This window comes from Xanthomonas sp. NCPPB 1325 (assembly GCF_041477645.2).
GTDB classification, from domain to species: domain Bacteria; phylum Pseudomonadota; class Gammaproteobacteria; order Xanthomonadales; family Xanthomonadaceae; genus Xanthomonas; species Xanthomonas cannabis.
Genome location: NZ_CM192985.1, coordinates 3,723,124 through 3,745,074 on the forward strand (window position 1 = coordinate 3,723,124; position 21,951 = coordinate 3,745,074).

Here is a 21,951-nt window from a genome sequence, read left to right on the forward strand (position 1 = left end):
GTGGGCCTTTGCACGTTGCCGCGCAGCAGTTGCAGGCCCCGGCGACGCAAGGTCGGCTGCACGTCGCCGCGCTTGTAGGCATTGGGTGGCACCGCCGTCGCATCTCCGCCAGCAGCAACCGCCCTGCCCGCCGCCCCGGTCGATGCAGCGCCAGGCGCGATGGCTGCAGGCGCAATGCAGCCTGTTGCCAGCCGCAGGCCAGGCGCTTGGCGCGCTCCGGCTCATCCGTGCACCTCGCACCCACGATCCAGCGGACCGATGCGTTGCCGTATCCGCGTCGGGCGTCGGGGCCGCAGCGCTGCCGCGTCGCACCACGATTGAGGCCACCGGACCGCGCACTGCAAGCGCTGCAGGAAGCTTGCCCAGCCGATCCAAAGCGCGCGGCCACACCATCACGATGCCCTGCCGGACGATGTCGAACGGCACGGAGCGACATCGTAATTTCACCCGATATTTACATTTTGACGTTAGCGCAAACACATCCCCCGTCCGCTGCTGCGGCATCGACCACGACTGAAACCGCTTCCAAATCAAGGATTTCCAGCACTTTACGGTTTGCTCGGCCTTATTCCGACAAACGGTACCTTCACGCCATCATGATTCGGGCTCAGCCGCCGATACCCCCCTTGCAGCCACGCACTGCCGGACACCGATCCATTCCCTCAGATCACCTAGCTGGACTCAGCCTATGTCGCCTTCACATGATGCCGCCCCCGTTGCCCGCCCACCGGCCGGTCCCGACGTCGCGCGCACCCGTTGGGCTGCAGGGCTGCCCGCCGCTGCACAGATCGGCTTGCTGACCTTGCTGACGCTCTACGCCGCCACGCTGGTGCCCGGCGGTCTGGCAAGCGCCCTGGCGAAGCTGCTCCCCGCGCTGTTGGTGCTGGGCGCGGCCAGCGCAGGCCTGTGGTGGTGGGCGCGACGTCGCAGCAACGTGCAGCTGCAACAGGCCGTGCGCGGGGTCATCGCGATCGGCGAAGGCCGCTTCCACCGCCTGAACCTGCGCACCGCCTCCGGCGAACTCGCGCCGCTGCTGCATGCCTTGCAGGACACCCAGGACAAGCTCGCCATCCGCCTCGATGTGATGGAACAGGGCCTGCGCCACGGCCAGTTCGTGATCAAGGCCCTCGACGATCTGGACACCATGATCCGCATCGCCGACGACGACGGCCAGGTGCTGTTCGCCAACCGCAAACTGCTCGCGATGCTCAAGCTGATCGAGCCGGACGTGCAGAGCTTCCGCCCCAGCTTCCACGCCGAAGGCTTCGTTGGCGGCAGCATTGGCGACATCTATCCGGACAGCCAGGCCGCGATCGACCGCATGCGTGCGTTGACTGCCTCCAAGGGCGTGCGTGCGCCGTTCTTCGGCCGTCAGATCGACTTCGTGTACAGCCCGATCATCGCGGCCGACGGCACCAAGCTCGGCACCATTGCGCAGTGGATGGACGTCACCGCACAGGTCAACGCCGAGCAGGCGCTGATCCAGATCATCGATGCCGCCGCAGCCGGCGATTTCAGCCGGCGCATGCAGATCGACGGCATGGACGGCGTGCTGCTGTCGCTGGCCCAGGGCATCAACCGCATCTACGACTCGGTGGAAACCCACCTGGCCGCGTTGGCGCGCGTGATCGGCGCGCTGGCCGAAGGCGACCTCACCCAGCGCGTGGAGGGCGACGCGCACGGCATCTTTGCGCGCCTGCGCGACGACACCAATCAGACCGTAAGCCGCCTGACCGAGATCATCGGCGGCATCCAGACCGCGTCCGACACCATCCGCCAGGCCGCGGTGGAAATCGCCGCCGGCAATACCGACCTGTCCGAGCGCACCGAACAACAGGCCGCCAACCTGGAAGAAACCGCCAGCTCCATGGAGGAGCTCACCTCCACAGTGAAGCAGAATGCCGAAAGCGCGCTGCAGGCCAATCGCCTGGTCGTGGGCACCGGTGACGTCGCCCAGAGCGGCGGCCAGGTGATGGACGACGTGGTCGCCACCATGAGCCAGATCAGCACCGCCTCGCGCAAGATCGGCGAGATCATCGGCGTCATCGACGGCATCGCGTTCCAGACCAATATTCTGGCGCTCAACGCCGCGGTGGAAGCCGCGCGCGCCGGCGAACAGGGCCGCGGCTTTGCGGTGGTGGCCTCGGAAGTGCGTGCCCTGGCGCGGCGCTCGGCCGATGCCGCCAAGGAGATCAAGACGCTGATCGCCGACTCCACCGACAAGGTGGAACTGGGCTCGGGCCTGGTGCACCGCGCCGGCGCGACCATGCGCGAGATCGTCGGTTCGGTCCAACACGTCACCGACATCATGAGCGAGATCACCTCGGCCAGCGCCGAGCAGTCCAGCGGCATCGAGCAGGTCAACCGCACCGTGGCGCAGCTGGACGAAGTGACCCAACGCAATGCCGCGCTGGTGGAAGAAGCCACCGCTGCCGCGCGCAGCCTGGAAGAGCAGGCAGTGGAACTGGCCGATGCGGTGTCGATCTTCCGCCTGCAAGCCACGCACGGCGGCAACCCGAAAGCAGTGCGCGCAAGCTTCAAACACGCAGCCGCGTAAGCCGCCGTCACCCCAAGCGCAGAATCACCGCAGGAGCGCACCCGGGCGCGACGGAGCTTTATCGATAATGCCCGCTCGCGCCCAGGTGCGCTCCTACACCTAGCTGGGGCGCTAGTCCAGAAACCGCTCGCGCTGCTGCGGGGTCGGCAGCATGCAGTGTTCGGTGCGACCGAACCAGCGGTAGCGGTTGCGTGCGATCAGGCGGTAGCCGATGTCGCGCACACCGCGCGGCAGCACGCGCACCACCGTGGCCAGCCGCCAGAAGCCGCCCAGCCCGGACAGCACCCGCACGATCGCGTCGCTGTCGGTCCAGGCACCGTCGGCATCCACCAGCAAGAACGACAGCGGGTCGTCCGGATCCAGCCCGTGCTGCTGCAACAACGCGCGCCCGGCCTGGCCCTGCATCGCCGCGAAGCGATAGCGCCCGCGTCGATCGTGGCGCAACAGAAATTTGACCCAGCCGTTGCAGAGCAGGCACACGCCATCGAACACGATGGTTGCGGGCGCAGCGCGTGGCTCCTCGCCTTGCGGCACTCCACGAGGCGGCTCCGGGCACGCCGGCTCCAGGTGGGCGCGTTCAACGCCCGGTGGATCAACGCGGTTCAAGCCAGCCCTCGTAGCGAATGAACGGCCCCACCAGCGGCAGGTGCACGTCGACGAAAAATCCGTAGCGGCCGGTGTCGGCATGCTCGCGGCAGCGCACCTGCTCGAACCAGCGTGCAGGCAGCGGAATCCAGCCAAACGCCCACACGCCGGTCGCCTGCCAGTACAACGCATCGGCATCGGCGTGCAGCGCGAACTCGAACCGGACCGCGCCAAGGTGCTCGCGCAGTGCGCGGCCATGCCGCCATAACCTCGAATGCATCGGCAGGCCGTCAAACCGGCGATGCCAGCGCTCGCCCTGCGCATCGACCAGAAACTCCACGTCCACCGCGACCGTGCCGCTGCGTGGCAAGCGGCTCAGCAGCGCCAGCAACGGCACCAGGGCATGGCGCCCGCGCTGGATCTGCGCCCTTCCGGCGAAGGTCTGCCGCTGCTGCACCGAATGCAGCGCACGCACCGGCGCGGGCAGTTGCGCGAATGCGGCCTGGCCCAGCACCTGCGCGAACAGTGGCGTACTCAGGGCGCGATCCAGGCCAGCGTGGCCATGCGCCCGCTGCGGCGATCGCGGCGATGCGAAAAAAAGCGCCCGGCATCGGCAATGGTGCACAGCCCGCCGCCATGAATCGCCGCAGCCGGCACGCCGGCACGCTGCAGGCGCTGCCGCGCAAGCGCATACAGATCCACCCGCCAATGGCCCGGACGGGTCGCGACAAACGCCACCTGCGCCTGCGCGTCGTCGCCGACGAAGGCGTGGAACACGTCTTCGCCGATCTCGTACATGTCTGGCCCTGCCGCCGGTCCCAGCCACGCCATGACCTGTGCTGCCGGCGTGCGCATGGCGGCCACGCTGCGCCCCAGCATGCCGTCGGCCAGCCCGCGCCACCCCGCGTGGGCGGCAGCCACCTCGCTGCCATCCCGCGCAGCCAGTACCACCGGCAGGCAATCGGCGGTCAGGATCGCCAGCACCACGCCCGGCACCGCGGTCACCGCCGCATCGGCGCTGGGCTCGTGCGCGCCCGGCACTGCATCGCCGCCGCCTGCCTGCCCCACCAACCCGGGCGGTGGCGTCTCCACCCGCAAGACCTCGACACCGTGCACCTGCCGCAACCACCACGGCGCGCTGGGCAAGGCCAGCGCATCCGCCAGCAGCGCCCGATTGCGTTCCACCCGCTCGGGCGCATCGCCCTGGGCACTGCTGCGGTTGCCCAGATTGAGCGTGTCGAACGGGGGCACCGATTCGCCCAGGCCGTAGCGCAAGGTGGTCAGGGCCCGGATGCGTGGGGGCGCCGGCCAGTCGGCGGGCAGGACGAACGGGGCGGACACGGTCACGTCAGCGACGCGCCAGTTCGGCCGCGCGTGCGCTGTCCTCGCGCAGGGCGGTCATCAGGCGCTGCAGATCGGCCGGCACCGGCGCGGTGGCGCGCACCGGTTGGCCGCTGACCGGATGCAGGAATTCCAGGGTTTCGGCGTGCAACGCCTGCCGCTTGAAGGTCCGCAGCTCGTGCACCAGCGCGTCGGTGGCGCCCTTGGGCAGCTTGAGCGCGCCGCCGTACAGCGGGTCGCCGACGATCGGCGATTTCAGGTGGGCCATGTGCACACGGATCTGATGGGTGCGCCCGGTTTCCAGACGGCATTCCAGCGCGGTGTGCGCCCGGAAGCGCTCGCGCAGGCGGTAGTGGGTGACCGCATCGCGGCCATCGTCGCGCACGGCCATCTTCAGGCGATCGCGCGGATGGCGGTCGATCGGCGCATTGGCGGTGCCGCCGGACACCAGCGCACCGACCACCACCGCCAGATACTGGCGATGCACATCGCGCGCGGACAGCTGCTCCACCAACGCGGTCTGCGCCTGCACGGTGCGGGCGACCACCATCACACCGCTGGTGTCCTTGTCCAGGCGGTGCACCACACCGGCGCGCGGCACCGCCGACAGCGCCGGGTCGCGGAACAGCAGCGCATTGACCAGGGTGCCGTCCGGGTTGCCCGCGCCCGGATGCACGACCAGGCCGGCCGGCTTGTCGATCACCAGCACCTGGTCGTCCTCGTACAACACGTTCAGCGGGATGTCCTGCGGCGCGGCGTGGGTCTGGGTTTCCAGTACCACCTGCAGCTGCACGCTCTCGCCGCCGCGCAGGCTGTCCCGCGGACGCGCCATTTCGCCATCCAGCAACGCATCGCCGGACTTGATCCACTCGGCCAGCCGCGAGCGCGAGAATTCGGGAAACAGCTCGGCCAGCACCGCATCGAAACGGCGCCCTGCGGCGCTGTCGGGCACGGTGGCCTGACGGATGGACGGGTCGGTGAAGTCGGCGGAGGGGTCGGACATGGACACGGGCACTCGGGCAAAAACGGGAATTTGGGGGTCCGGGCGGCAGGAGTCAGTCGCCGGACAGGCCACTAGGCTATCATCGCGCTTTCGTTTTCCTGATGCGTCCTGCCCAGACCCATGATCCGACGGTCCACGTTTTCCGCGCCTGCGCGCCTGATTGCCCTCATGCTGGTCATGGCGTTCGTCGTCACCGGCTGCCACCGCGGCGCCAAGGACAAGAATCCCGACGAGGGCATGCCGGTCGAGCAGCTCTATGGCAAGGGCCATGGTCTGATGGAGAAAGGCAACTGGGCCGGCGCCGAAGCCAGCTACAAGCGGCTGATCGCCCAGTACCCGTATGGGCCCTACACCGAGCAGGCGATGATCGAAACCGCCTACGCGCAGTACAAGGCCGGCAAGCACGACGACACCGTTTCCAGCGTCGACCGCTTCATCCGGACCTACCCGACCCATCGCAACATCTCGTATCTGTACTACCTGCGCGGGCTGGCCAACAGCAACCGCGACACGGTATTCCTGCGCCGGGTGTGGTCGCTGGACCCGAGCCGCCGCGACCTGTCCTCGCCGCAGCAGGCCTACAACGATTTCAACACCGTCACCGACCGCTACCCGAACAGCCGTTACGCCGCCGATGCGCGCAAGCGCATGATCGAGCTGCGCGACATCTTCGCCCAGCATGAGCTGGACAACGCGCTGTACTACCTGCGCCGCAACGCGTGGGTGTCGGCGGCCGGCCGTGCCAACTACCTGCTGGAAACCTACCCGCAGAGCGCCTATCAATACGATGCGGTCGCCGTGCTGGCCGAGGCCTACACGCACCTGGGCAACAAGACCCTGGCCGCCGACGCACGCCGCGTGCTCGAGCTCAACAGCCCGCAGCACCCGTGGCTGACCGGCAACTGGCCGAAGTACCCCTGGGCCATCCGCAAGCTCAACCCGTTTGCCGGCGAGAAGTCCGCAGCCACCGGACAGCGCAATGCACAGATGAATCGCGACTGAGATCTTCGACCGTCGCGTGAAGCACAACAAGGGGCCGCAAGGCCCCTTGTTTATTGGGCAGGTCCTGCCGGCGTGAGGGAGGCCGCCGCCACGCGCGCGCCGGCAACCAGTTCTACGACATTGCCGCAACGGGGCCTTGGGAGCGTTACTGCCCGCTATAGCCGTTGGTGATCGGGTAGCGCCGCTCGCGCCCGAACGCACGCCGCGACACCTTCGGGCCAGGCGCGGCCTGATGGCGCTTCCATTCGTTGAGCCGCACCAGGCGTAGCACGTGCTCCACCGTGTCGGCCGCGTATCCGGCGGCGACGATGTCATCGCGCGACTGCTCCTGATCGACATAGCGGTACAGGATGCCGTCCAGCACGTCGTACGGCGGCAATGAATCCTGGTCGGTCTGGTTGTCGCGCAGCTCGGCCGAGGGCGGGCGCGCGATCACCGCCGGCGGAATCACCGGCGCCCCGCCTACGGTATTGCGCCACTTGGCCAGGCCAAACACTTCGGTCTTGTACAGGTCCTTGAGCGGGGCATAGCCACCGCACATGTCGCCGTAGATGGTGGCGTAGCCCACCGCGTATTCGCTCTTGTTGCCGGTGGTCAGCAACAGCCCGCCGAACTTGTTGGACAACGCCATCAGGATCACGCCGCGGCTGCGCGACTGCAGATTTTCTTCGGTGATGTCCGGCTGGGTGCCCTCGAACATCGGCCCCAGCGCGGCGAGCAGCCCCTCGAACGCCGGCTCGATCGCGATGGTTTCCAGCTTGACGCCCAGCGCGCGACATTGCTCGTCGGCAAGATCGTTGGACAGGTTGGCAGTATAACGCGAGGGCAGCCGCACCGCGGTCACGTTCTCCCCGCCCAGCGCATCCACCGCCATCGCCAGCACCAGCGCCGAATCGATGCCGCCGGACAGGCCCAGCCACACCTTGCTGAAGCCGTTCTTGCGGCAATAGTCCTGCAGCCCGCGCACCACCGCACGCCACGCCAGCGCGTCCATGCTTTCGTCGCCGTCGTCCACCCACACCACCGGGGTGAAGCTGCGCTCGCCGGCCGCGTAGTCCACCACCAGCCATTGATCCACAAACGCGGCAGCGGCCGGGTGCACGGTACCGTTGCCATCGGCCACCACCGACGCGCCGTCGAACACCAGCGCATCCTGTCCACCGACCACGTTGAGGTAGGCAATCGCGGCCCCGCTCTCGCGGGTGCGCTCGGCCAGCAGCGCATCGCGCTGGGCGTGCTTGCCGCGCTCGTACGGCGAGGCGTTGGGCACCAGCACCAGCTCGGCGCCGGCCTGCACCGTCTTGGCCAGCGGCTCGGCGAACCACAGGTCCTCGCAGATCACCACGCCCACCTGCACGCCCTTGACCGTGACCACGCAGCTGTCGCCATCCGGATCCACGTCGAAGTAGCGGCGCTCGTCGAACACCGCATAGTTGGGCAACTCGCGCTTGCGGTAGGTCGCCTCGATGCGCCCGTCGCGCAACACGCTGGCCGCGTTATAGACCACGCTGCCGGCACTCTGCGGCCAGCCGACCACCGCCACGATGCCGCGCGTGGCGGCGGCGATCCGCGCCAGCGCCTGCTCGCAATGCGCCAGGAACCCGGGACGCAGCAGCAGGTCTTCCGGCGGGTAGCCGCTGATCGCCAGTTCGGGAAACAGCACGATATCCGCATCGAACTCGTCGCGTGCGGCTGCGATGAAGTCGATGATGCGATCGGTGTTCTGGGCCACCGCGCCGACCGGGAAGTCGAACTGGGCCATGGCGATGCGGAGCGTCTGGGACATGTCAACGGCCTTGTGCGTGTGTTTTCCGAAGCACGGAAGCGGGAAGGGAGGAACGAGCCGCAAGCAGACCCCGCGCGATCATCTCGCAGACGTCGTCGCCGCTGGCCAGAACTGCATTATTCCAGAAGCGCAGCACCTGGAAGCCCTCGCGGTGGAGGAAGGCATCGCGCGTGGCGTCCGCGTCGGGCAGCAGGTGCTGGCTACCGTCGATTTCGACGATCAATGCCCGGGCGAGGCAGACGAAATCGACGATATAGGGCCCTACCGGAAACTGACGCCGGAACTTGAAGCCGAGCAGGCGTCGATCTCGCAACCGATACCAAAGCGCGCGCTCGGCGGCGGTCATTTCACGGCGCAGGTGCTTGGCGAATCCGGTCTTGGCGGCGTGGCGCATGGACATTTCCGGCAGGAGGATGGCCAAGGTGGCTTGCACCGCCCGGATGGCGCTATCGGTGTTGATGGCGCTTTGGCGTGGGAGATCGCCGCGTGGGAGGCTGCCCTCACCCCTACCCCTCTCCCGCAAGCGGGAGAGGGGGTGTCGCAGCCGGCGGGGGCTTGGGCAGCGGCAGTTGCCTGACCGCGGTGTGCTCCGTCGATTTGCCGGGGAACGACAAACCTGGCGTGCTTGAGAACATGACCGGGCTCCTGCTCCTGCTCCTGCTCCTGCTCTTGCTCCTGCTCTTGCTCCTGCTCCTGCTCTTGCTCCTGCTCCTGCTCCTGCTCCTGCTCCTGCTCCTGCTCTTGCTCCTGCTCTTGCTCTTGCTCTTGCTCCTGCTCCTGCTCTTGCTCCTGCTCTTGCTCCTGCTCTTGCTCCTGCTCTTGCTCCTGCTCTTGCTCCTGCTGTTGCTCCTGCTGTTGCTCCTGCTGTTGCTCTTGCTGTTGCTCTTGCTGTTGCTCTTGCTGTTGCTCTTGCTGTTGCTGTTGCTGTTGCTGTTGCTCTTGCTGTTGCTCTTGCTCTTGCTCTTGCTCCTGCTCCTGCTCTTGCTCCTGCTCTTGCTCCTGCTCTTGCTCCTGCTCTTGCTCCTGCTGTTGCTCCTGCTGTTGCTCCTGCTGTTGCTCTTGCTGTTGCTCTTGCTGTTGCTCTTGCTGTTGCTCTTGCTGTTGCTGTTGCTGTTGCTCTTGCTGTTGCTGTTGCTGTTGCTGTTGCTCTTGCTGTTGCTCTTGCTGTTGCTCTTGCTGTTGCTCTTGCTGTTGCTGTTGCTCTTGCTGTTGCTCTTGCTGTTGCTGTTGCTCTTGCTGTTGCTCTTGCTGTTGCTCTTGCTGTTGCTCTTGCTGTTGCTCTTGCTGTTGCTCTTGCTGTTGCTCTTGCTGTTGCTCTTGCTGTTGCTGTTGCTCTTGCTGTTGCTCTTGCTGTTGCCGTTGCTGTTGCCGTTGCTGTTGCTGTTGCTCCCTTCTCCCGCCTGCGGGAGAAGGTGCCCGAAGGGCGGATGAGGGAACGCTTCCAAACACCCACAAAAAAGGCCGCCCGAAGGCGGCCTCTAACGCTCACACGCGTACGCGCGCGGGACGTGCTTACTTCACCAGCGCAGCGATCGCCGCACCCAGATCGCCCGGCGAACGGACGGTCTTGACGCCGGCGGCTTCCATCGCCGCGAACTTGCCTTCGGCAGTGCCCTTGCCGCCCGATGCAATCGCACCGGCGTGGCCCATGCGCTTGCCGGCCGGCGCCGAGGCACCGGCGATGAAGCCGACGACCGGCTTCTTGACGTGGTTCTTGATGTACTCGGCACCGGCTTCCTCGGCGTCGCCGCCGATTTCGCCGACCATGATGATGCCTTCGGTCTGCGGGTCTTCGTTGAACAGCTTGAGGCAGTCGACGAAGTTCAGGCCGTTGATCGGGTCGCCACCGATGCCGATGCAGGTGCTCTGGCCCAGGCCCACTTCGGTGGTCTGCTTGACCGCTTCATAGGTCAGCGTGCCCGAACGCGACACGATGCCGATCTTGCCCGGCTTGTGGATGTGGCCCGGCATGATGCCGATCTTGCACTCGCCCGGGGTGATCACGCCGGGGCAGTTCGGCCCGATCAGCACGGTGTCCGGATGCGAGCGGGTCAGCACGTTCTTGACGCGCAGCATGTCCAGCACCGGGATGCCTTCAGTGATGCACACGATGACCTTGATGCCGGCCGCAGCCGCTTCCAGGATCGCGTCGGCCGCATACGGCGGCGGCACGTAGATCACCGATGCATCGGCGCCGGTGGCCTCGACCGCATCGGCGACGGTGTTGAACACGGGCAGGTTGATATGGGTGGTGCCGCCCTTGCCGGGCGTCACGCCGCCAACGACCTGGGTGCCGTACTCGACCATCTGAGTGGCGTGGAAGGTGCCCTGCTGGCCGGTGAAGCCCTGCACGATCACCTTGGTGTTCTTGTTAATCAAAACGGACATGGATAGTTCCTTCGGTGTCGTGAATCAGGCGGCGTTCTTGACAGCTTCGACGACCTTCTTGGCACCGTCGTTGATGTTGTCGGCCGGGATGATGGCCATGCCGCTGTCGCGCAGCAGCTGCTTGCCTTCTTCCACGTTGGTGCCTTCCAGGCGCACCACGACCGGAACCTTGACGCCCACTTCCTTGACCGCGGCGATGATGCCTTCGGCAATCATGTCGCAGCGGACAATGCCGCCGAAGATGTTGACGAAGATGCCTTCGACCTTGTCCGAGGACAGGATCAGCTTGAACGCTTCGATGACGCGCTGCTTGTTGGCACCGCCGCCCACGTCCAGGAAGTTCGCCGGCTCGCCGCCATTGAGCTTGATGACGTCCATGGTGGCCATGGCCAGGCCTGCGCCGTTGACCATGCAACCGATGTTGCCGTCCATGGTGACGTAGTTGATGTCCAGTTCCGAAGCGGTCACTTCGGTCTCGTCTTCCTGCGTCTTGTCACGCATGGCGACCAGCTGCTTCTGACGGAACGCGGCGTTGTCGTCGCTGTCGAACTTGCCGTCCAGCGCGTACAGGTTGCCGTCGTCCAGGATCGCCAGCGGGTTGATTTCAACCAGCGCCAGGTCCTTTTCGTTGAACAGGCGGTACAGGTTCACCATGATGCTGGCGAACTGGCCGGCCTGCTTGGCGTTCAGGCCGAGCTTGAAGCCGAAATCGCGGCCGTGATAGCCCTGCACGCCTTCGACGAAATCGACGTTGAGCGAGTGGATCAGCTCCGGCGTTTCGGCCGCCACCTGCTCGATCTCCACACCACCCTCGGACGAGGCGATATAGGTGATGGTCTTGGTGCCGCGGTCGACCAGGATCGACAGGTACAGCTCCTTGACGATCTCGCCGGCGGTGGTCACCAGCACCAGGTTGATCGGCAGCTCGACGCCGGCGGTCTGGTAGGTCGACATCTTGGTGCCGAGCATCTTGGCCGCTGCGGCCTTCACATCGTCGGTGGTCTTGCAGAACTTGACGCCGCCAGCCTTGCCGCGGCCGCCCGCGTGGATCTGCGCTTTCACCATCCAGGGGCCCTGGCCCAGGGAATTGGCGACTTCAACCGCTTCGTCCGGGGTCGCCGCGACCTTGCCGGCCGGAACGGGGATGCCGTACTCGGCAAGCAGCTGTTTTGACTGGTATTCGTGGAAATTCATGCGTCACCGTGGGAAAAGGAAACGACCGCTGCGTGCAACGCAGTCCGCCTAGGCGGCACGTCATGGGACGCGAACGGGCCGCCTATTGTGGCCGACCACGCCGTGCGGCGCAAAATTCGCCGGAATTGGCCGAGCAATCGCAGACTTGCGCGCCGCCCGGCAATGTGCGCACACGCTGTGCATGCCGCCGCACCTGCCTATACTCGCGGCTTGTTACGGCGGGGAATCGGCTTGGCATCCAGCGCATCGCTCATCGACCGGATCCAGTCCGCGCCGCAGCGCGAGCTGTACTTCTTCTCGCTATACCGGGTGCTGGTGGCCGGCCTGATCGCCGCGCTGGTGTTCAGCCCCCTCTCCGACGCCATCCCGGAGCCGCGCTACCCCCGGCTGGGCGCGGCGGTGGCGATCGGCTACCTGTGCCTGGCCATTCCGCTCCTGTTCTGGGGCCGCAACGAACGCCGGCTGACCGCCACCGTCCTGTGTGCGGTGATCGCCGATATCCTGGCCGCGACCCTGGCCACGCATGCCTTGCCTGGTGCCAGTGCGGGCATCGCGATGATGCTGCTGTTCAACGTGGCGGCCGCCTCGATCCTGCTGCGGCTGCGTTACGGCATGGGCATCGCGGTGCTCGCCAGCAGCGGCATGGTGCTCGAATACCTGTGGACGTTGCTCGAAGGCGGCGGCGCCACGCGGCCGCTGGCCGAACTGGCCATGTTCGCCACCAGCTACGTCGCGGTGGCCTTCATCTGCGAGCAGATCGCCTCGCGCGCGCGCAGCAACCAGGTGCTGGCCGAAGAACGCGGCGCGCAGGTCGCCAATCTGTACGAGATCAACGAGTTGATCATCCGGCGCATGCGTACCGGCGTGCTGGTGGTGGATGCGCACAATCACATCAGCCTGGCCAACGAAGCCGCACTGGCGCTGCTGGGCGATGGCGACCAGCGCAAGGCACCGACCGACCTGTCGCTGGCCGCGCTCACCCCGGAACTGGCGCGCCGGCTGCAACGCTGGCGCAGCGGCTGGCGACAGGAGGAAGCGCCACTGCAGCTCGGCGCCGACCGCCCCGAGGTGCAGCCACGTTTCGTCCGCCTGCTGGCCGACAGCGACCTGGTGCTGGTGTTCCTGGACGATGCCACGGTGGTCTCGCGCCGCGCCGAATCGCTGACCCTGTCGGCGATGGGCCGCTTCTCTGCCAGCCTGGCGCACGAAATCCGCAACCCGCTGGCGGCGATCAGCTACGCCTCCCAGCTGCTGGAAGAATCGCCGGACATCGGCGACGCCGACCGCCGGCTGCTGCAGATCATCCACCAGCAATGCCAACGCACCAACGGCATCGTCGAAAGCGTGCTCGGCCTGGCACGGCGCGAACGCGCCAGCCCGGAGAATCTGGACCTGGCCGCGTTCGTGCGTCGCTTCGTGGTCGAGTACCGGCAGACGCTATCAATGGAAACCGACATCCTGGAAGCCAGCATCCAGGGCAGTTCGGTGCATGCCCTGGTCGACCCCAAGCATCTGCACCAGATCCTCACTGCCCTGGTCCACAACGCCCTCAAGTACGGCCGGGTGATGGACGAACCGGCGCGAGTGAAGCTGCGCGTCGAACGCCTGGAGCGCACCGCAGTGATCGACGTGATCGACCGCGGCCCGGGCATTCCGGAAACCGTTGCCGCACAACTGTTCCGCCCGTTCTACACCACCTCCGAACATGGCACCGGGCTGGGCCTGTACATCGCCCAGGAGCTGTGCCGCGCCAACCAGGCACAACTGGACTATGTCTCGGTGCCGGGTGGCGGCGCCTGTTTCCGGATCGTCCTGCAGGCGCCCAACGGCTTGCTCGGGAAATAAGCAGGACGGTAAGGAGCGACATGCGCACATCCGGCTGGCGGGATTGGCTGGTTCGCAGTGCCGGGCATCGTCAGTGCCGCAGGCGTCGATGGCCGCAAACGATGACTACACCTTGCCGCGTTGGGCATGTGAGCTGCAGCGATGGCCGCACCTCTCGCTGCGCCAGACCATGGCCGAAGCGCCGCCGCCCGAGCGCAGCTCGCGCAAGTTGCAGCGCGTGTGGCGCACCCAGTTCCGGCGCATCCGCGAGGCGATGATTGGGCCAACGAGCAGAGTCAGCGCTCACCGCGCGGCATCGCGCGACACAGGTCCGGCCCGAGTGGTGAAGCCTGAAATGGCTCACGTCCGCACGTCCCTTGCGGAGGTGGACTGACCCAGCGTTGGAAAGCACCAGCTCTTCCGCCGCGAACGCTCCGCATACGCTGCCCACGCCGCCGCCGAGTCTCACAGCGATGAAGCGCAGTCGAGCTGCGTGCACCAAGTGAATCGTTGTGCCCGAGGGGCGCGGCAATTGTCGATTGTCATCGCGCTGGGCTATCGTGCGCAGGATGAACGAACCCAAAAGCGCCCTGGTTGTCGATGACGAGCGAGATATCCGCGAGTTGCTTGTTCTCACCCTGGGCCGCATGGGCCTGCGCATCAGCACCGCCGCCAACCTGGCCGAAGCGCGCGAGTTACTGGCCAACAACCCGTACGACCTGTGCCTGACCGACATGCGGTTGCCCGACGGCAACGGCATCGAACTGGTCACCGAAATCGCCAGGCACTACCCGCAGACCCCGGTGGCGATGATCACCGCCTTCGGCAGCATGGACCTGGCCGTGGAAGCGCTGAAGGCCGGCGCCTTCGACTTCGTGAGCAAGCCGGTGGACATCGGCGTGTTGCGTGGCCTGGTCAAGCACGCGCTGGAATTGAACAACCGCGACCGCCCCGCCCCGCCACCGCCGCCACCGGAACAGGCCAGCCGCTTGCTGGGCGATTCGACCGCGATGGAAAGCCTGCGCGCCACCATCGGCAAGGTGGCGCGCAGCCAGGCGCCGGTCTATATCGTCGGCGAATCGGGCGTGGGCAAGGAGCTAGTGGCGCGCACCATCCACGAGCAGGGCGCGCGGGCGGCCGGCCCCTTTGTGCCGGTCAACTGCGGCGCCATCCCGGCCGAATTGATGGAAAGCGAGTTCTTCGGCCACAAGAAAGGCAGCTTCACCGGCGCACATGCCGACAAGCCGGGCCTGTTCCAGGCCGCACACGGCGGCACGCTGTTCCTGGACGAAGTGGCCGAGCTGCCGCTGCAGATGCAGGTCAAGCTGTTACGCGCGATCCAGGAAAAGTCGGTGCGCCCGGTCGGCGCCTCGGGCGAAACCCTGGTGGACGTCCGCATCCTGTCTGCCACCCACAAGGACCTGGGCGACCTGGTCTCCGACGGCCGCTTCCGTCACGACCTGTACTACCGCATCAACGTGATCGAACTGCGCGTCCCACCACTGCGCGAACGCGGTGGCGACCTGCCGCAACTGGCCGCCGCCATCATCGCCCGGCTGGCGCACAGCCATGGCCGCCCGATCCCGCTGCTGACGCCCTCGGCGCTCGACGCGCTGGACCAGTACGGCTTCCCCGGCAACGTGCGCGAGCTGGAAAACATCCTCGAACGCGCCCTGGCCCTGGCCGAAGACGACCAGATCAGCGCCAGCGACCTGCGCCTGCCCGCCCACGGCGGCCACCGCCTCGCCGCCGCCCCCGGCAGCGCCGCGGTCGAACCGCGCGAAGCCGTCCACGACATCGACCCGGCGTCCGCCGCACTGCCCTCCTACATCGAGCAACTTGAGCGCGCCGCGATCCAGAAAGCGCTGGAAGAAAACCGCTGGAACAAGACCAAGACCGCCGCGCAGCTGGGTATCACGTTTCGGGCGTTGCGCTACAAGTTGAAGAAGTTGGGGATGGAGTAGAGAAGCCGGGATTGGGAATCGGGAATCGGGAAATTCCCCCGCCGATCAGCCCTTCCACGTCGGCGCAAGAAACTGCACGAGGCAGCTCAAAGCACCACCAACCCGCAATGCAAAGCAAACTACATGCCCTTCTCCCGCCTGCGGGAGAAGGTGCCCGAAGGGCGGATGAGGGCGCTCAGTCCTTGGTCACCCGATTGATCTCAGCCAGGCTGGTCACCCCGTGCGCAGCCTTCATCAATGCAGACTGCCGCAGATCGCGGATACCGATCTTCTGCGCGGCCTCGGCGATCTGCATGGCATTGCCGCCTTCCAGCACAATGGCGCCAATCTCGTCGGTCATCGGCATCACCTGGTAGATACCGGTACGGCCCTTGTAGCCCTCGGTGCACTCGTCGCAACCAACCGCCTCATAGAGCTCGATGTTCGCAACCTGCTCCGGCGTAAAGCCTTCCGCCAGCAGTGCATGCTCCGGCAACGTCGACTTGCGCTTGCAGTGATTGCACAACCGCCGCGCCAGACGCTGCGCAATGACCAGGGTCACCGACGAGGTGATGTTGTAAGGCGCAATCCCCATGTTCATCAAGCGCGCGATGGTCTGTGGCGCATCGTTGGTATGCAGCGTGGACAGCACCATGTGACCGGTCTGCGCCGCCTTGATCGCAATCTCGGCCGTTTCGAGGTCGCGGATTTCGCCGACCATGATGATGTCCGGGTCCTGACGCAGGAACGAGCGCAATGCCGCGGCAAAGGTCATGCCGCGCTTGACGTTCTGCTGCACCTGATTCACACCGGGCAAGCGAATTTCGACCGGATCCTCGGCCGTGGAAATATTCCGCGTCTCATCGTTGAGGATACCCAGCGCCGTATACAACGACACCGTCTTACCCGAGCCGGTCGGCCCGGTCACCAGCACCATGCCGTAGGGCTTATGGATCGCATCCAGGAACAGCTTCTGCTGATCCGCCTCGTAACCCAACTTCTCGATGCCCAGCTTGGCCGCACTGGCATCCAGGATACGCAGCACCACCTTTTCGCCAAACAGCGTCGGCAAGGTGCTGACACGGAAGTCGATCTGCTTGGTCTTGGACAGATTGAGCTTGATGCGCCCGTCCTGCGGTACCCGCTTCTCGGCGATATCCAGCTGCGACATCACCTTCAAACGCGCCGCGATGCGCTGGTTCAACTTTACCGGCGCCTTGGCCACATTCTTCAACAAGCCATCGATGCGCAAGCGCACCCGGTAGTCGTCTTCATATGGCTCGAAATGGATGTCCGAGGCTCCCCGCCTGATCGCATCCACCAGCACCTTGTTGACGAACTTCACCACCGGCGTGTCGTCGCCCTTGGCATCAACCCCGGAATCCCCGCCGGCACCCATGTCCTCGTCCCCGGCCGACACGTCCAGGTCGCCCATGTCGTCATCATCGTCTCCGAGAGACGCGCCCAACGATGCGTTGCTGGCCTGCCACTGCTCCAAGGTACGGCGGATCTGGTCCTCATCGACCAGGATCGGCTCGACCACCAAATTGGTATGGAACTTGATGTCGTCCAGCGCCCGGGTCTGGGTCGGGTTGCTCACCCCCACGAACAACCGGTTGCCGCGCTTGAACAGCGGCAGCACCTGGTGCTTCTGGAGCAACTCTTCACTGACTAGCTTGACCGCGTTCTGATTGGCGTCGAACACCGACACATCCATCAGCGGCATACCGAACTCGACTGCATTGGCTGCAGCCAGCTGAGCGGCTGAAACTAGCTTCTTCTCAGCAAACCACTGTGGTAATGGAACTTTCGCCGAAGCAGCCTGATCCATTGCTGCGCGAGCATTAACTTCGTCAAGCACACCGTCTTGAACTAACCGTCGAGCTATCCCCGTAATTCCCACTAGATTGGCGGCAACAATGTTCATGTTATCCAGGAGCCCCATTCAATAAAATAATTAATTACGAGAATCATCACAGGAAAAAAATTTACCACCTTAAAACTCAAAGAATTTCATACAGCCTTATTCAATTTAACGGCCATTTTAAAAAACTAGAAATACTGAATTCTGAACAACTAATTTCTGCACTCAGGAGGCACGTATTTTATTGCACCTTCTGTACGCACACACCTCCACCTTACAGGCTCCTCCTGCACATATGCAGGCAATAATGTAATGGTAACAGCCCCGGCCTTAGCTGTAGTTTGAACGGTCAAAACTCCATTGCCACTGCATGTAAAACTACTTACATTGGAAGTAGCTGGAGCAGCACCGGAGACACCGTTACAAGCAGACTCCGCCAATAAATTCTCATTATTTATGTTCTCAGTTACTAGCGCTTTTGCGCCACTGAGCAAAACAACAGCCTCAGCTACACGAGCGCGTATCACATAATCCTGATAGGCGGGCAAGGCAATTGATGCGGTAATTGCTACGATCGCAACTACTATCATCAACTCTATTAGAGTAAATCCAAAATTGCGCCTCACATCACTCTCCAGAAGTATTTCCCACCAATCCCTTCTAGCAATTCATTCGTCAACCCGAAAGGCAAAGGCCTCAATGAATTGAGGCCTTTGCTCAAGATAAGTACTAATTCTTTAACGAATAAAAATAATTAATTAACTACGGCATTCAGCCGGATAGTAAGCCGCCTTACCTCCGGTCGCAACACAGGTCCACTTAGTACCAGCAATACCGGCAGCAGGCTGCGGAGTGAAGGTCAAGGTAACTGCACCGGCCTTAGCAGTCGTGGTAATTGCAATCGCCCCGCTGTTGGCGCCACAGGTAACGCTAGCGACATTAGTGGTTGCTGGCGCGGTGGTATCGACGCCAAGACATGCGCCGGCAGCTATTGTTCCGCCGTTATTTGCGATGTTCTCAGCAACGGTAGTTTTAGCACCCGAAGCAAGCACGGCAGCCTCAGAGACGCGTGCGCGGATCGTATAGTCTTGATATGCAGGCAAAGCGATAGCTGCCAGAATAGCAATGATCGCCACAACGATCATCAATTCAATAAGGGTAAAACCTTGTTGCTTGTTCATTTTTAATCCTTCAAAGGTTTAAAGTACACCCTGACGAGCACCATGCAGATCAGGCGGGTTGCCACGCACCATGAGCAAGCAAGTTACATGCCAAACTGGCGTAACGTTCTTCAGTGCCATCGAGAAGAGCATCTGCCTAGGCTGTAGACGAATGTTCGACACTGCGACATCACACACAATGTGACGTCTAGCGTCACTCGCACCTCCTAGGCAGGTCATCTTCTTGCTTGGGGCGCCCTACTCGTGGCGCCTGCGTATGGTTACAACCAGAAACCCGCTACCATGTCACTCACGTAGGCCTGGGGATGGCCAAGGGGAACTACCAATGTCAGCTACTCGCAGTGTCGTCAAGAGGTCGCAGCCAGTGGACAGAAGTACAAGCCAGCTGCTGCTTTTCATTTGGGAAGGGACGGACAAACGCGGCATCAAGATGAAAGGCGAACAATCTGCACGCAACATGAATTTGTTGCGCGCAGAACTTCGTCGACAGGGGATCACTCCTAGTGTAGTGAAACCTAAACCCAAGCCGCTTTTTGGCGCCGCTGGTAAAAAAGTTACCGCTAAAGACATATCTTTCTTTAGTCGTCAGATGGCAACAATGATGAAGTCGGGCGTGCCTATTGTTAGCTCATTGGAAATAATAGGTGAGGGGCACAAAAACCCCCGCATGAAACAATTGGTTTCTCAAATACGGACCGATATTGAAGGAGGCTCATCACTCCACGAAGCCATCAGTAAGCACCCTGTTCAATTCGACGAACTTTACCGAAATCTTGTTCGTGCAGGTGAGGGAGCTGGCGTTCTTGAGACAGTTCTTGACACTGTTGCAACATATAAAGAAAATATTGAAGCGCTAAAGGGGAAGATTAAAAAAGCACTTTTCTATCCGGCCATGGTCGTTGCAGTGGCGCTAATCGTTAGCGCAATCTTACTTATTTTCGTTGTACCCCAGTTTGAAGAGGTGTTCAAAGGTTTCGGTGCAGAACTACCTGCATTCACCCAAATGATCGTGACCGCATCACGCTTTACGGTCAGTTATTGGTGGCTCATGCTATTAATCATTGGGGGCTCCGCAGTAGGGTTCATCTTTGCTTATAAGCGCTCCCCAAGTATGCAACACGGGATGGATCGCCTGCTCTTGAAGGTTCCTGTGATTGGCCAAATCATGCATAACAGCTCGATCGCCCGATTTGCTCGCACAACTGCTGTCACCTTTAAAGCTGGCGTGCCTTTGGTCGAGGGGTTAGGCATAGTCGCGGGCGCAACCGGAAATAAAGTTTATGAGGAGGCCGTGTTACGCATGCGAGATGACGTATCTGTTGGCTACCCTGTGAACATGGCGATGAAACAGGTCAATATCTTCCCTCATATGGTAATCCAAATGACCGCAATCGGCGAAGAAGCTGGCGCACTTGATACTATGTTATTCAAAGTGGCGGAGTACTTCGAACAGGAAGTTAATAACGCCGTTGACGCTTTAAGCAGTCTCTTAGAGCCTATGATCATGGTATTCATCGGCACTGTCGTAGGCGGCATGGTCATCGGCATGTATCTTCCGATCTTCAAACTCGGCGCAGTGGTGGGATAAGACGCAATGGCATTTCTCGACCAGCATCCCGGTCTCGGCTTTCCTGCCGCGGCCGGACTGGGACTGCTGATCGGCAGCTTCCTGAACGTGGTGATCCTGCGCTTGCCCAAGCGCATGGAGTGGCAGTGGCGGCGCGATGCGCGCGAGATCCTGGAGCTGCCGGACATCTACGAGCCGCCGCCGCCGGGAATTGTGGTGGAGCCCTCGCACGACCCGGTCACCGGCGACAAGCTCAAGTGGTGGGAGAACATCCCGCTCTTCAGTTGGTTAATGCTGCGCGGCAAGTCGCGCTACAGCGGCAAGCCGATCTCCATCCAGTATCCGCTGGTGGAGTTGCTGACCTCGATCCTGTGCGTGGCCAGCGTTTGGCGATTCGGCTTCGGCTGGCAGGGCTTCGGCGCGATCGTGCTGAGCTGTTTCCTGGTGGCGATGTCGGGCATCGACCTGCGCCACAAACTGCTGCCTGACCAATTGACCCTGCCGCTGATGTGGCTGGGCCTGGTAGGCTCGATGGACAACCTGTACATGCCGGCCAAGCCTGCCCTGCTGGGCGCTGCGGTCGGCTATGTGTCGCTGTGGACGGTGTGGTGGCTGTTCAAGCAGCTCACCGGCAAGGAAGGCATGGGCCACGGCGACTTCAAGTTGCTGGCCGCGCTTGGCGCGTGGTGCGGGCTGAAAGGCATCCTGCCGATCATCCTGATCTCCTCGCTGGTCGGTGCCATCCTCGGCTCCATCTGGCTGGTCGCCAAGGGCCGTGACCGCGCCACCCCCATTCCGTTTGGCCCTTATCTGGCGATCGCCGGCTGGGTAGTGTTCTTCTGGGGCAACGATCTGGTAAACGGCTACCTGCACTTTGCAGGCCTGCGTTGACCGGGGAACGACGATGAGCGACTTCATCGTCGGCCTCACTGGCGGCATTGCCTCCGGCAAGAGCGCCCTCGCCGCCGAGTTTGAGAAGCTCGGTGTGCCGGTGATCGATGCAGATGTGGTTGCGCGGCAGGTGGTCGCGCCTGGTCCCATACTCGATGCCATCGTGGACCGATTTGGCAAAAGCATCCTATCGTCGGGCGGAACGCTGGACCGCCAAGCCCTGCGCCAGATCGTCTTCGCCGACGCAACGCAACGGCGGGCGCTCGAAGCGATCACCCACCCTGCGATCCGGGCCGAGCTGCAACATGCGGCAGTGACCGCCGACGGCCTCTACGCCATCGTCGCCATCCCACTGCTCACCGAAGCCGGCGGGCGGGTGACTTATCCCTGGCTGGACCGCATCCTGGTTGTCGATGCCCCGGTCGCGCTGCAATACGCCCGACTGATGCAACGCGACGGCATTACACCTGGACTGGCCGATCGTATGATCGCCGCACAAGCTTCGCGAGAACAGCGAGCAGCGATTGCAGATGATGTCGTGAGCAATGATGGTCATGCGGAAGATCTGAGGGAAACGTCGGCCAATCTAGATGAGGACTATCGCGTACGCGCCTTGGCTAAGCGTGACAAACCCGTATCACTTTCGCATTCTTGATGAGCGGCTAAATCTGCCCTGTTCACTCCTATGAGATAAGCTGGGTACGATCCGTTGCCCGGGACAAGCATCGACGCTCTCCTGTTCGCCGCATACCGATGTTAAAAGAGAAAAGACCGGCACTAACGCCAGACTTCTCTTTATGGAAAAAATCGTGTTAGCGCAAACCT

19 protein-coding genes and 1 pseudogene are annotated in these 21,951 nt (G+C 63.3%); 8 read left to right on the forward strand and 12 right to left on the reverse strand.

Going from position 1 to position 21,951, the window contains the following annotated elements; translation table 11 throughout:
• Positions 1-688 precede the first annotated feature (688 nt).
• Positions 689-2,557, forward strand: a complete 1,869-nt coding sequence (locus ACCQ10_RS15820) for a methyl-accepting chemotaxis protein (RefSeq protein ID WP_372361229.1) — start codon at positions 689-691, stop codon at positions 2,555-2,557.
• Positions 2,558-2,668: 111 nt separating this feature from the next.
• On the opposite strand, the gene ACCQ10_RS15825 is transcribed toward ACCQ10_RS15820, so the two are convergent.
• From ACCQ10_RS15825 to rluD, 4 genes are read right to left on the reverse strand one after another with little or no spacing between them, the layout of a single operon-like run.
• Positions 2,669-3,091: a thiol-disulfide oxidoreductase DCC family protein gene (locus ACCQ10_RS15825; protein ID WP_372363143.1), complete on the reverse strand. Its 423-nt coding sequence runs from the start codon at positions 3,089-3,091 to the stop codon at positions 2,669-2,671.
• Positions 3,092-3,149: 58 nt separating this feature from the next.
• The gene (locus tag ACCQ10_RS15830) at positions 3,150-3,656 is read right to left on the reverse strand and encodes a DUF4166 domain-containing protein (protein ID WP_338121476.1); all 507 of its coding nucleotides are present in this window, start codon (positions 3,654-3,656) and stop codon (positions 3,150-3,152) included.
• Between the two features lie 20 nt (positions 3,657-3,676).
• Positions 3,677-4,489, reverse strand: coding sequence for a peptidoglycan editing factor PgeF (gene pgeF / locus ACCQ10_RS15835; RefSeq protein WP_372361230.1), 813 nt, complete (start codon positions 4,487-4,489; stop codon positions 3,677-3,679).
• Between the two features lies 1 nt (position 4,490).
• Entirely contained in the window at positions 4,491-5,486 is a 996-nt protein-coding gene (rluD, locus tag ACCQ10_RS15840; RefSeq protein ID WP_039405553.1) for a 23S rRNA pseudouridine(1911/1915/1917) synthase RluD, read from the reverse strand.
• A 120-nt stretch (positions 5,487-5,606) separates the two neighbouring features.
• Here rluD and ACCQ10_RS15845 point away from each other — a divergent pair, with 120 nt between their 5' ends.
• Positions 5,607-6,488: an outer membrane protein assembly factor BamD gene (locus ACCQ10_RS15845; RefSeq protein ID WP_104579921.1), complete on the forward strand. Its 882-nt coding sequence runs from the start codon at positions 5,607-5,609 to the stop codon at positions 6,486-6,488.
• Between the two features lie 145 nt (positions 6,489-6,633).
• Here the strand turns inward: ACCQ10_RS15845 and ACCQ10_RS15850 are convergent, their stop codons facing one another.
• Genes ACCQ10_RS15850 through sucC form a run of 5 tightly spaced genes read right to left on the reverse strand, consistent with a single transcriptional unit; the run spans position 6,634 to position 11,856 of the window.
• Entirely contained in the window at positions 6,634-8,274 is a 1,641-nt protein-coding gene (locus tag ACCQ10_RS15850; RefSeq protein ID WP_047695069.1) for an NAD+ synthase, read from the reverse strand.
• Between the two features lies 1 nt (position 8,275).
• Positions 8,276-8,668 carry an endonuclease domain-containing protein gene (locus ACCQ10_RS15855; protein WP_372361231.1) on the reverse strand — a complete coding sequence of 131 codons (393 nt, stop codon included), beginning with the start codon at positions 8,666-8,668 and terminating at the stop codon, positions 8,276-8,278.
• Positions 8,617-9,729, reverse strand: coding sequence for a hypothetical protein (locus ACCQ10_RS15860; protein WP_372361232.1), 1,113 nt, complete (start codon positions 9,727-9,729; stop codon positions 8,617-8,619). The genes ACCQ10_RS15855 and ACCQ10_RS15860 overlap by 52 nt, the downstream gene beginning before the upstream one ends.
• A gap of 57 nt (positions 9,730-9,786) precedes the next feature.
• Positions 9,787-10,662, reverse strand: a complete 876-nt coding sequence (gene sucD / locus ACCQ10_RS15865; protein ID WP_005921370.1) for a succinate--CoA ligase subunit alpha — start codon at positions 10,660-10,662, stop codon at positions 9,787-9,789.
• Positions 10,663-10,686: 24 nt separating this feature from the next.
• Positions 10,687-11,856: an ADP-forming succinate--CoA ligase subunit beta gene (sucC, locus tag ACCQ10_RS15870; RefSeq protein ID WP_039405518.1), complete on the reverse strand. Its 1,170-nt coding sequence runs from the start codon at positions 11,854-11,856 to the stop codon at positions 10,687-10,689.
• Between the two features lie 231 nt (positions 11,857-12,087).
• Between sucC and ACCQ10_RS15875 the strand changes: the two genes are divergently transcribed.
• The 3 genes and pseudogenes from ACCQ10_RS15875 (at position 12,088) to ACCQ10_RS15885 (ending at position 15,644) form a co-directional block, all read left to right on the forward strand.
• Positions 12,088-13,701: a sensor histidine kinase gene (locus tag ACCQ10_RS15875; RefSeq protein ID WP_039405515.1), complete on the forward strand. Its 1,614-nt coding sequence runs from the start codon at positions 12,088-12,090 to the stop codon at positions 13,699-13,701.
• 85 nt (positions 13,702-13,786) lie between these two features.
• Positions 13,787-13,966, forward strand: a pseudogene (locus ACCQ10_RS15880) (hypothetical protein); the annotation flags it as partial.
• Between the two features lie 283 nt (positions 13,967-14,249).
• On the forward strand, positions 14,250-15,644 hold the full coding sequence (locus ACCQ10_RS15885; RefSeq protein WP_372361233.1) for a sigma-54-dependent transcriptional regulator: 1,395 nt from the start codon (positions 14,250-14,252) through the stop codon (positions 15,642-15,644).
• Between the two features lie 175 nt (positions 15,645-15,819).
• On the opposite strand, the gene pilB is transcribed toward ACCQ10_RS15885, so the two are convergent.
• From pilB to ACCQ10_RS15900, 3 genes are all read right to left on the reverse strand, one after another.
• Positions 15,820-17,550, reverse strand: a complete 1,731-nt coding sequence (gene pilB, locus ACCQ10_RS15890; protein WP_506191963.1) for a type IV-A pilus assembly ATPase PilB — start codon at positions 17,548-17,550, stop codon at positions 15,820-15,822.
• Positions 17,551-17,699: 149 nt separating this feature from the next.
• Positions 17,700-18,113, reverse strand: a complete 414-nt coding sequence (locus ACCQ10_RS15895) for a pilin (protein ID WP_372361234.1) — start codon at positions 18,111-18,113, stop codon at positions 17,700-17,702.
• Between the two features lie 132 nt (positions 18,114-18,245).
• Positions 18,246-18,668: a pilin gene (locus ACCQ10_RS15900; protein ID WP_323475831.1), complete on the reverse strand. Its 423-nt coding sequence runs from the start codon at positions 18,666-18,668 to the stop codon at positions 18,246-18,248.
• A gap of 325 nt (positions 18,669-18,993) precedes the next feature.
• On the opposite strand from ACCQ10_RS15900, the gene ACCQ10_RS15905 reads away from it, so the two are divergent.
• The 3 genes from ACCQ10_RS15905 to coaE are packed head-to-tail and all read left to right on the forward strand — an operon-like array spanning position 18,994 to position 21,781.
• Positions 18,994-20,256, forward strand: coding sequence for a type II secretion system F family protein (locus ACCQ10_RS15905; RefSeq protein WP_372361235.1), 1,263 nt, complete (start codon positions 18,994-18,996; stop codon positions 20,254-20,256).
• A 6-nt stretch (positions 20,257-20,262) separates the two neighbouring features.
• Complete coding sequence (locus ACCQ10_RS15910; protein WP_372361236.1) at positions 20,263-21,126, forward strand: prepilin peptidase; 864 nt, start codon at positions 20,263-20,265, stop codon at positions 21,124-21,126.
• 13 nt (positions 21,127-21,139) lie between these two features.
• A complete protein-coding gene (coaE, locus tag ACCQ10_RS15915; RefSeq protein WP_372361237.1) occupies positions 21,140-21,781 on the forward strand; it encodes a dephospho-CoA kinase in 642 nt (213 codons plus the stop codon).
• Positions 21,782-21,951: the final 170 nt, after the last annotated feature.

Bases quoted from the DNA above. Each gene is read 5' to 3' on its own strand.
- sucD (WP_005921370.1), bottom strand. From the start codon at position 10,662: ATGTCCGTTTTGATTAACAAGAACACCAAGGTGATCGTGCAGGGCTTC.
- ACCQ10_RS15850 (WP_047695069.1), bottom strand. From the start codon at position 8,274: ATGTCCCAGACGCTCCGCATCGCCATGGCCCAGTTCGACTTCCCGGTC.
- sucC (WP_039405518.1), bottom strand. From the start codon at position 11,856: ATGAATTTCCACGAATACCAGTCAAAACAGCTGCTTGCCGAGTACGGC.
- coaE (WP_372361237.1), top strand. From the start codon at position 21,140: ATGAGCGACTTCATCGTCGGCCTCACTGGCGGCATTGCCTCCGGCAAG.
- ACCQ10_RS15885 (WP_372361233.1), top strand. From the start codon at position 14,250: ATGAACGAACCCAAAAGCGCCCTGGTTGTCGATGACGAGCGAGATATC.
- pilB (WP_506191963.1), bottom strand. From the start codon at position 17,550: ATGAACATTGTTGCCGCCAATCTAGTGGGAATTACGGGGATAGCTCGA.
- ACCQ10_RS15820 (WP_372361229.1), top strand. From the start codon at position 689: ATGTCGCCTTCACATGATGCCGCCCCCGTTGCCCGCCCACCGGCCGGT.
- ACCQ10_RS15855 (WP_372361231.1), bottom strand. From the start codon at position 8,668: ATGCGCCACGCCGCCAAGACCGGATTCGCCAAGCACCTGCGCCGTGAA.
- ACCQ10_RS15905 (WP_372361235.1), top strand. From the start codon at position 18,994: ATGTCAGCTACTCGCAGTGTCGTCAAGAGGTCGCAGCCAGTGGACAGA.
- ACCQ10_RS15845 (WP_104579921.1), top strand. From the start codon at position 5,607: ATGATCCGACGGTCCACGTTTTCCGCGCCTGCGCGCCTGATTGCCCTC.
- ACCQ10_RS15900 (WP_323475831.1), bottom strand. From the start codon at position 18,668: ATGAACAAGCAACAAGGTTTTACCCTTATTGAATTGATGATCGTTGTG.
- rluD (WP_039405553.1), bottom strand. From the start codon at position 5,486: ATGTCCGACCCCTCCGCCGACTTCACCGACCCGTCCATCCGTCAGGCC.
- ACCQ10_RS15910 (WP_372361236.1), top strand. From the start codon at position 20,263: ATGGCATTTCTCGACCAGCATCCCGGTCTCGGCTTTCCTGCCGCGGCC.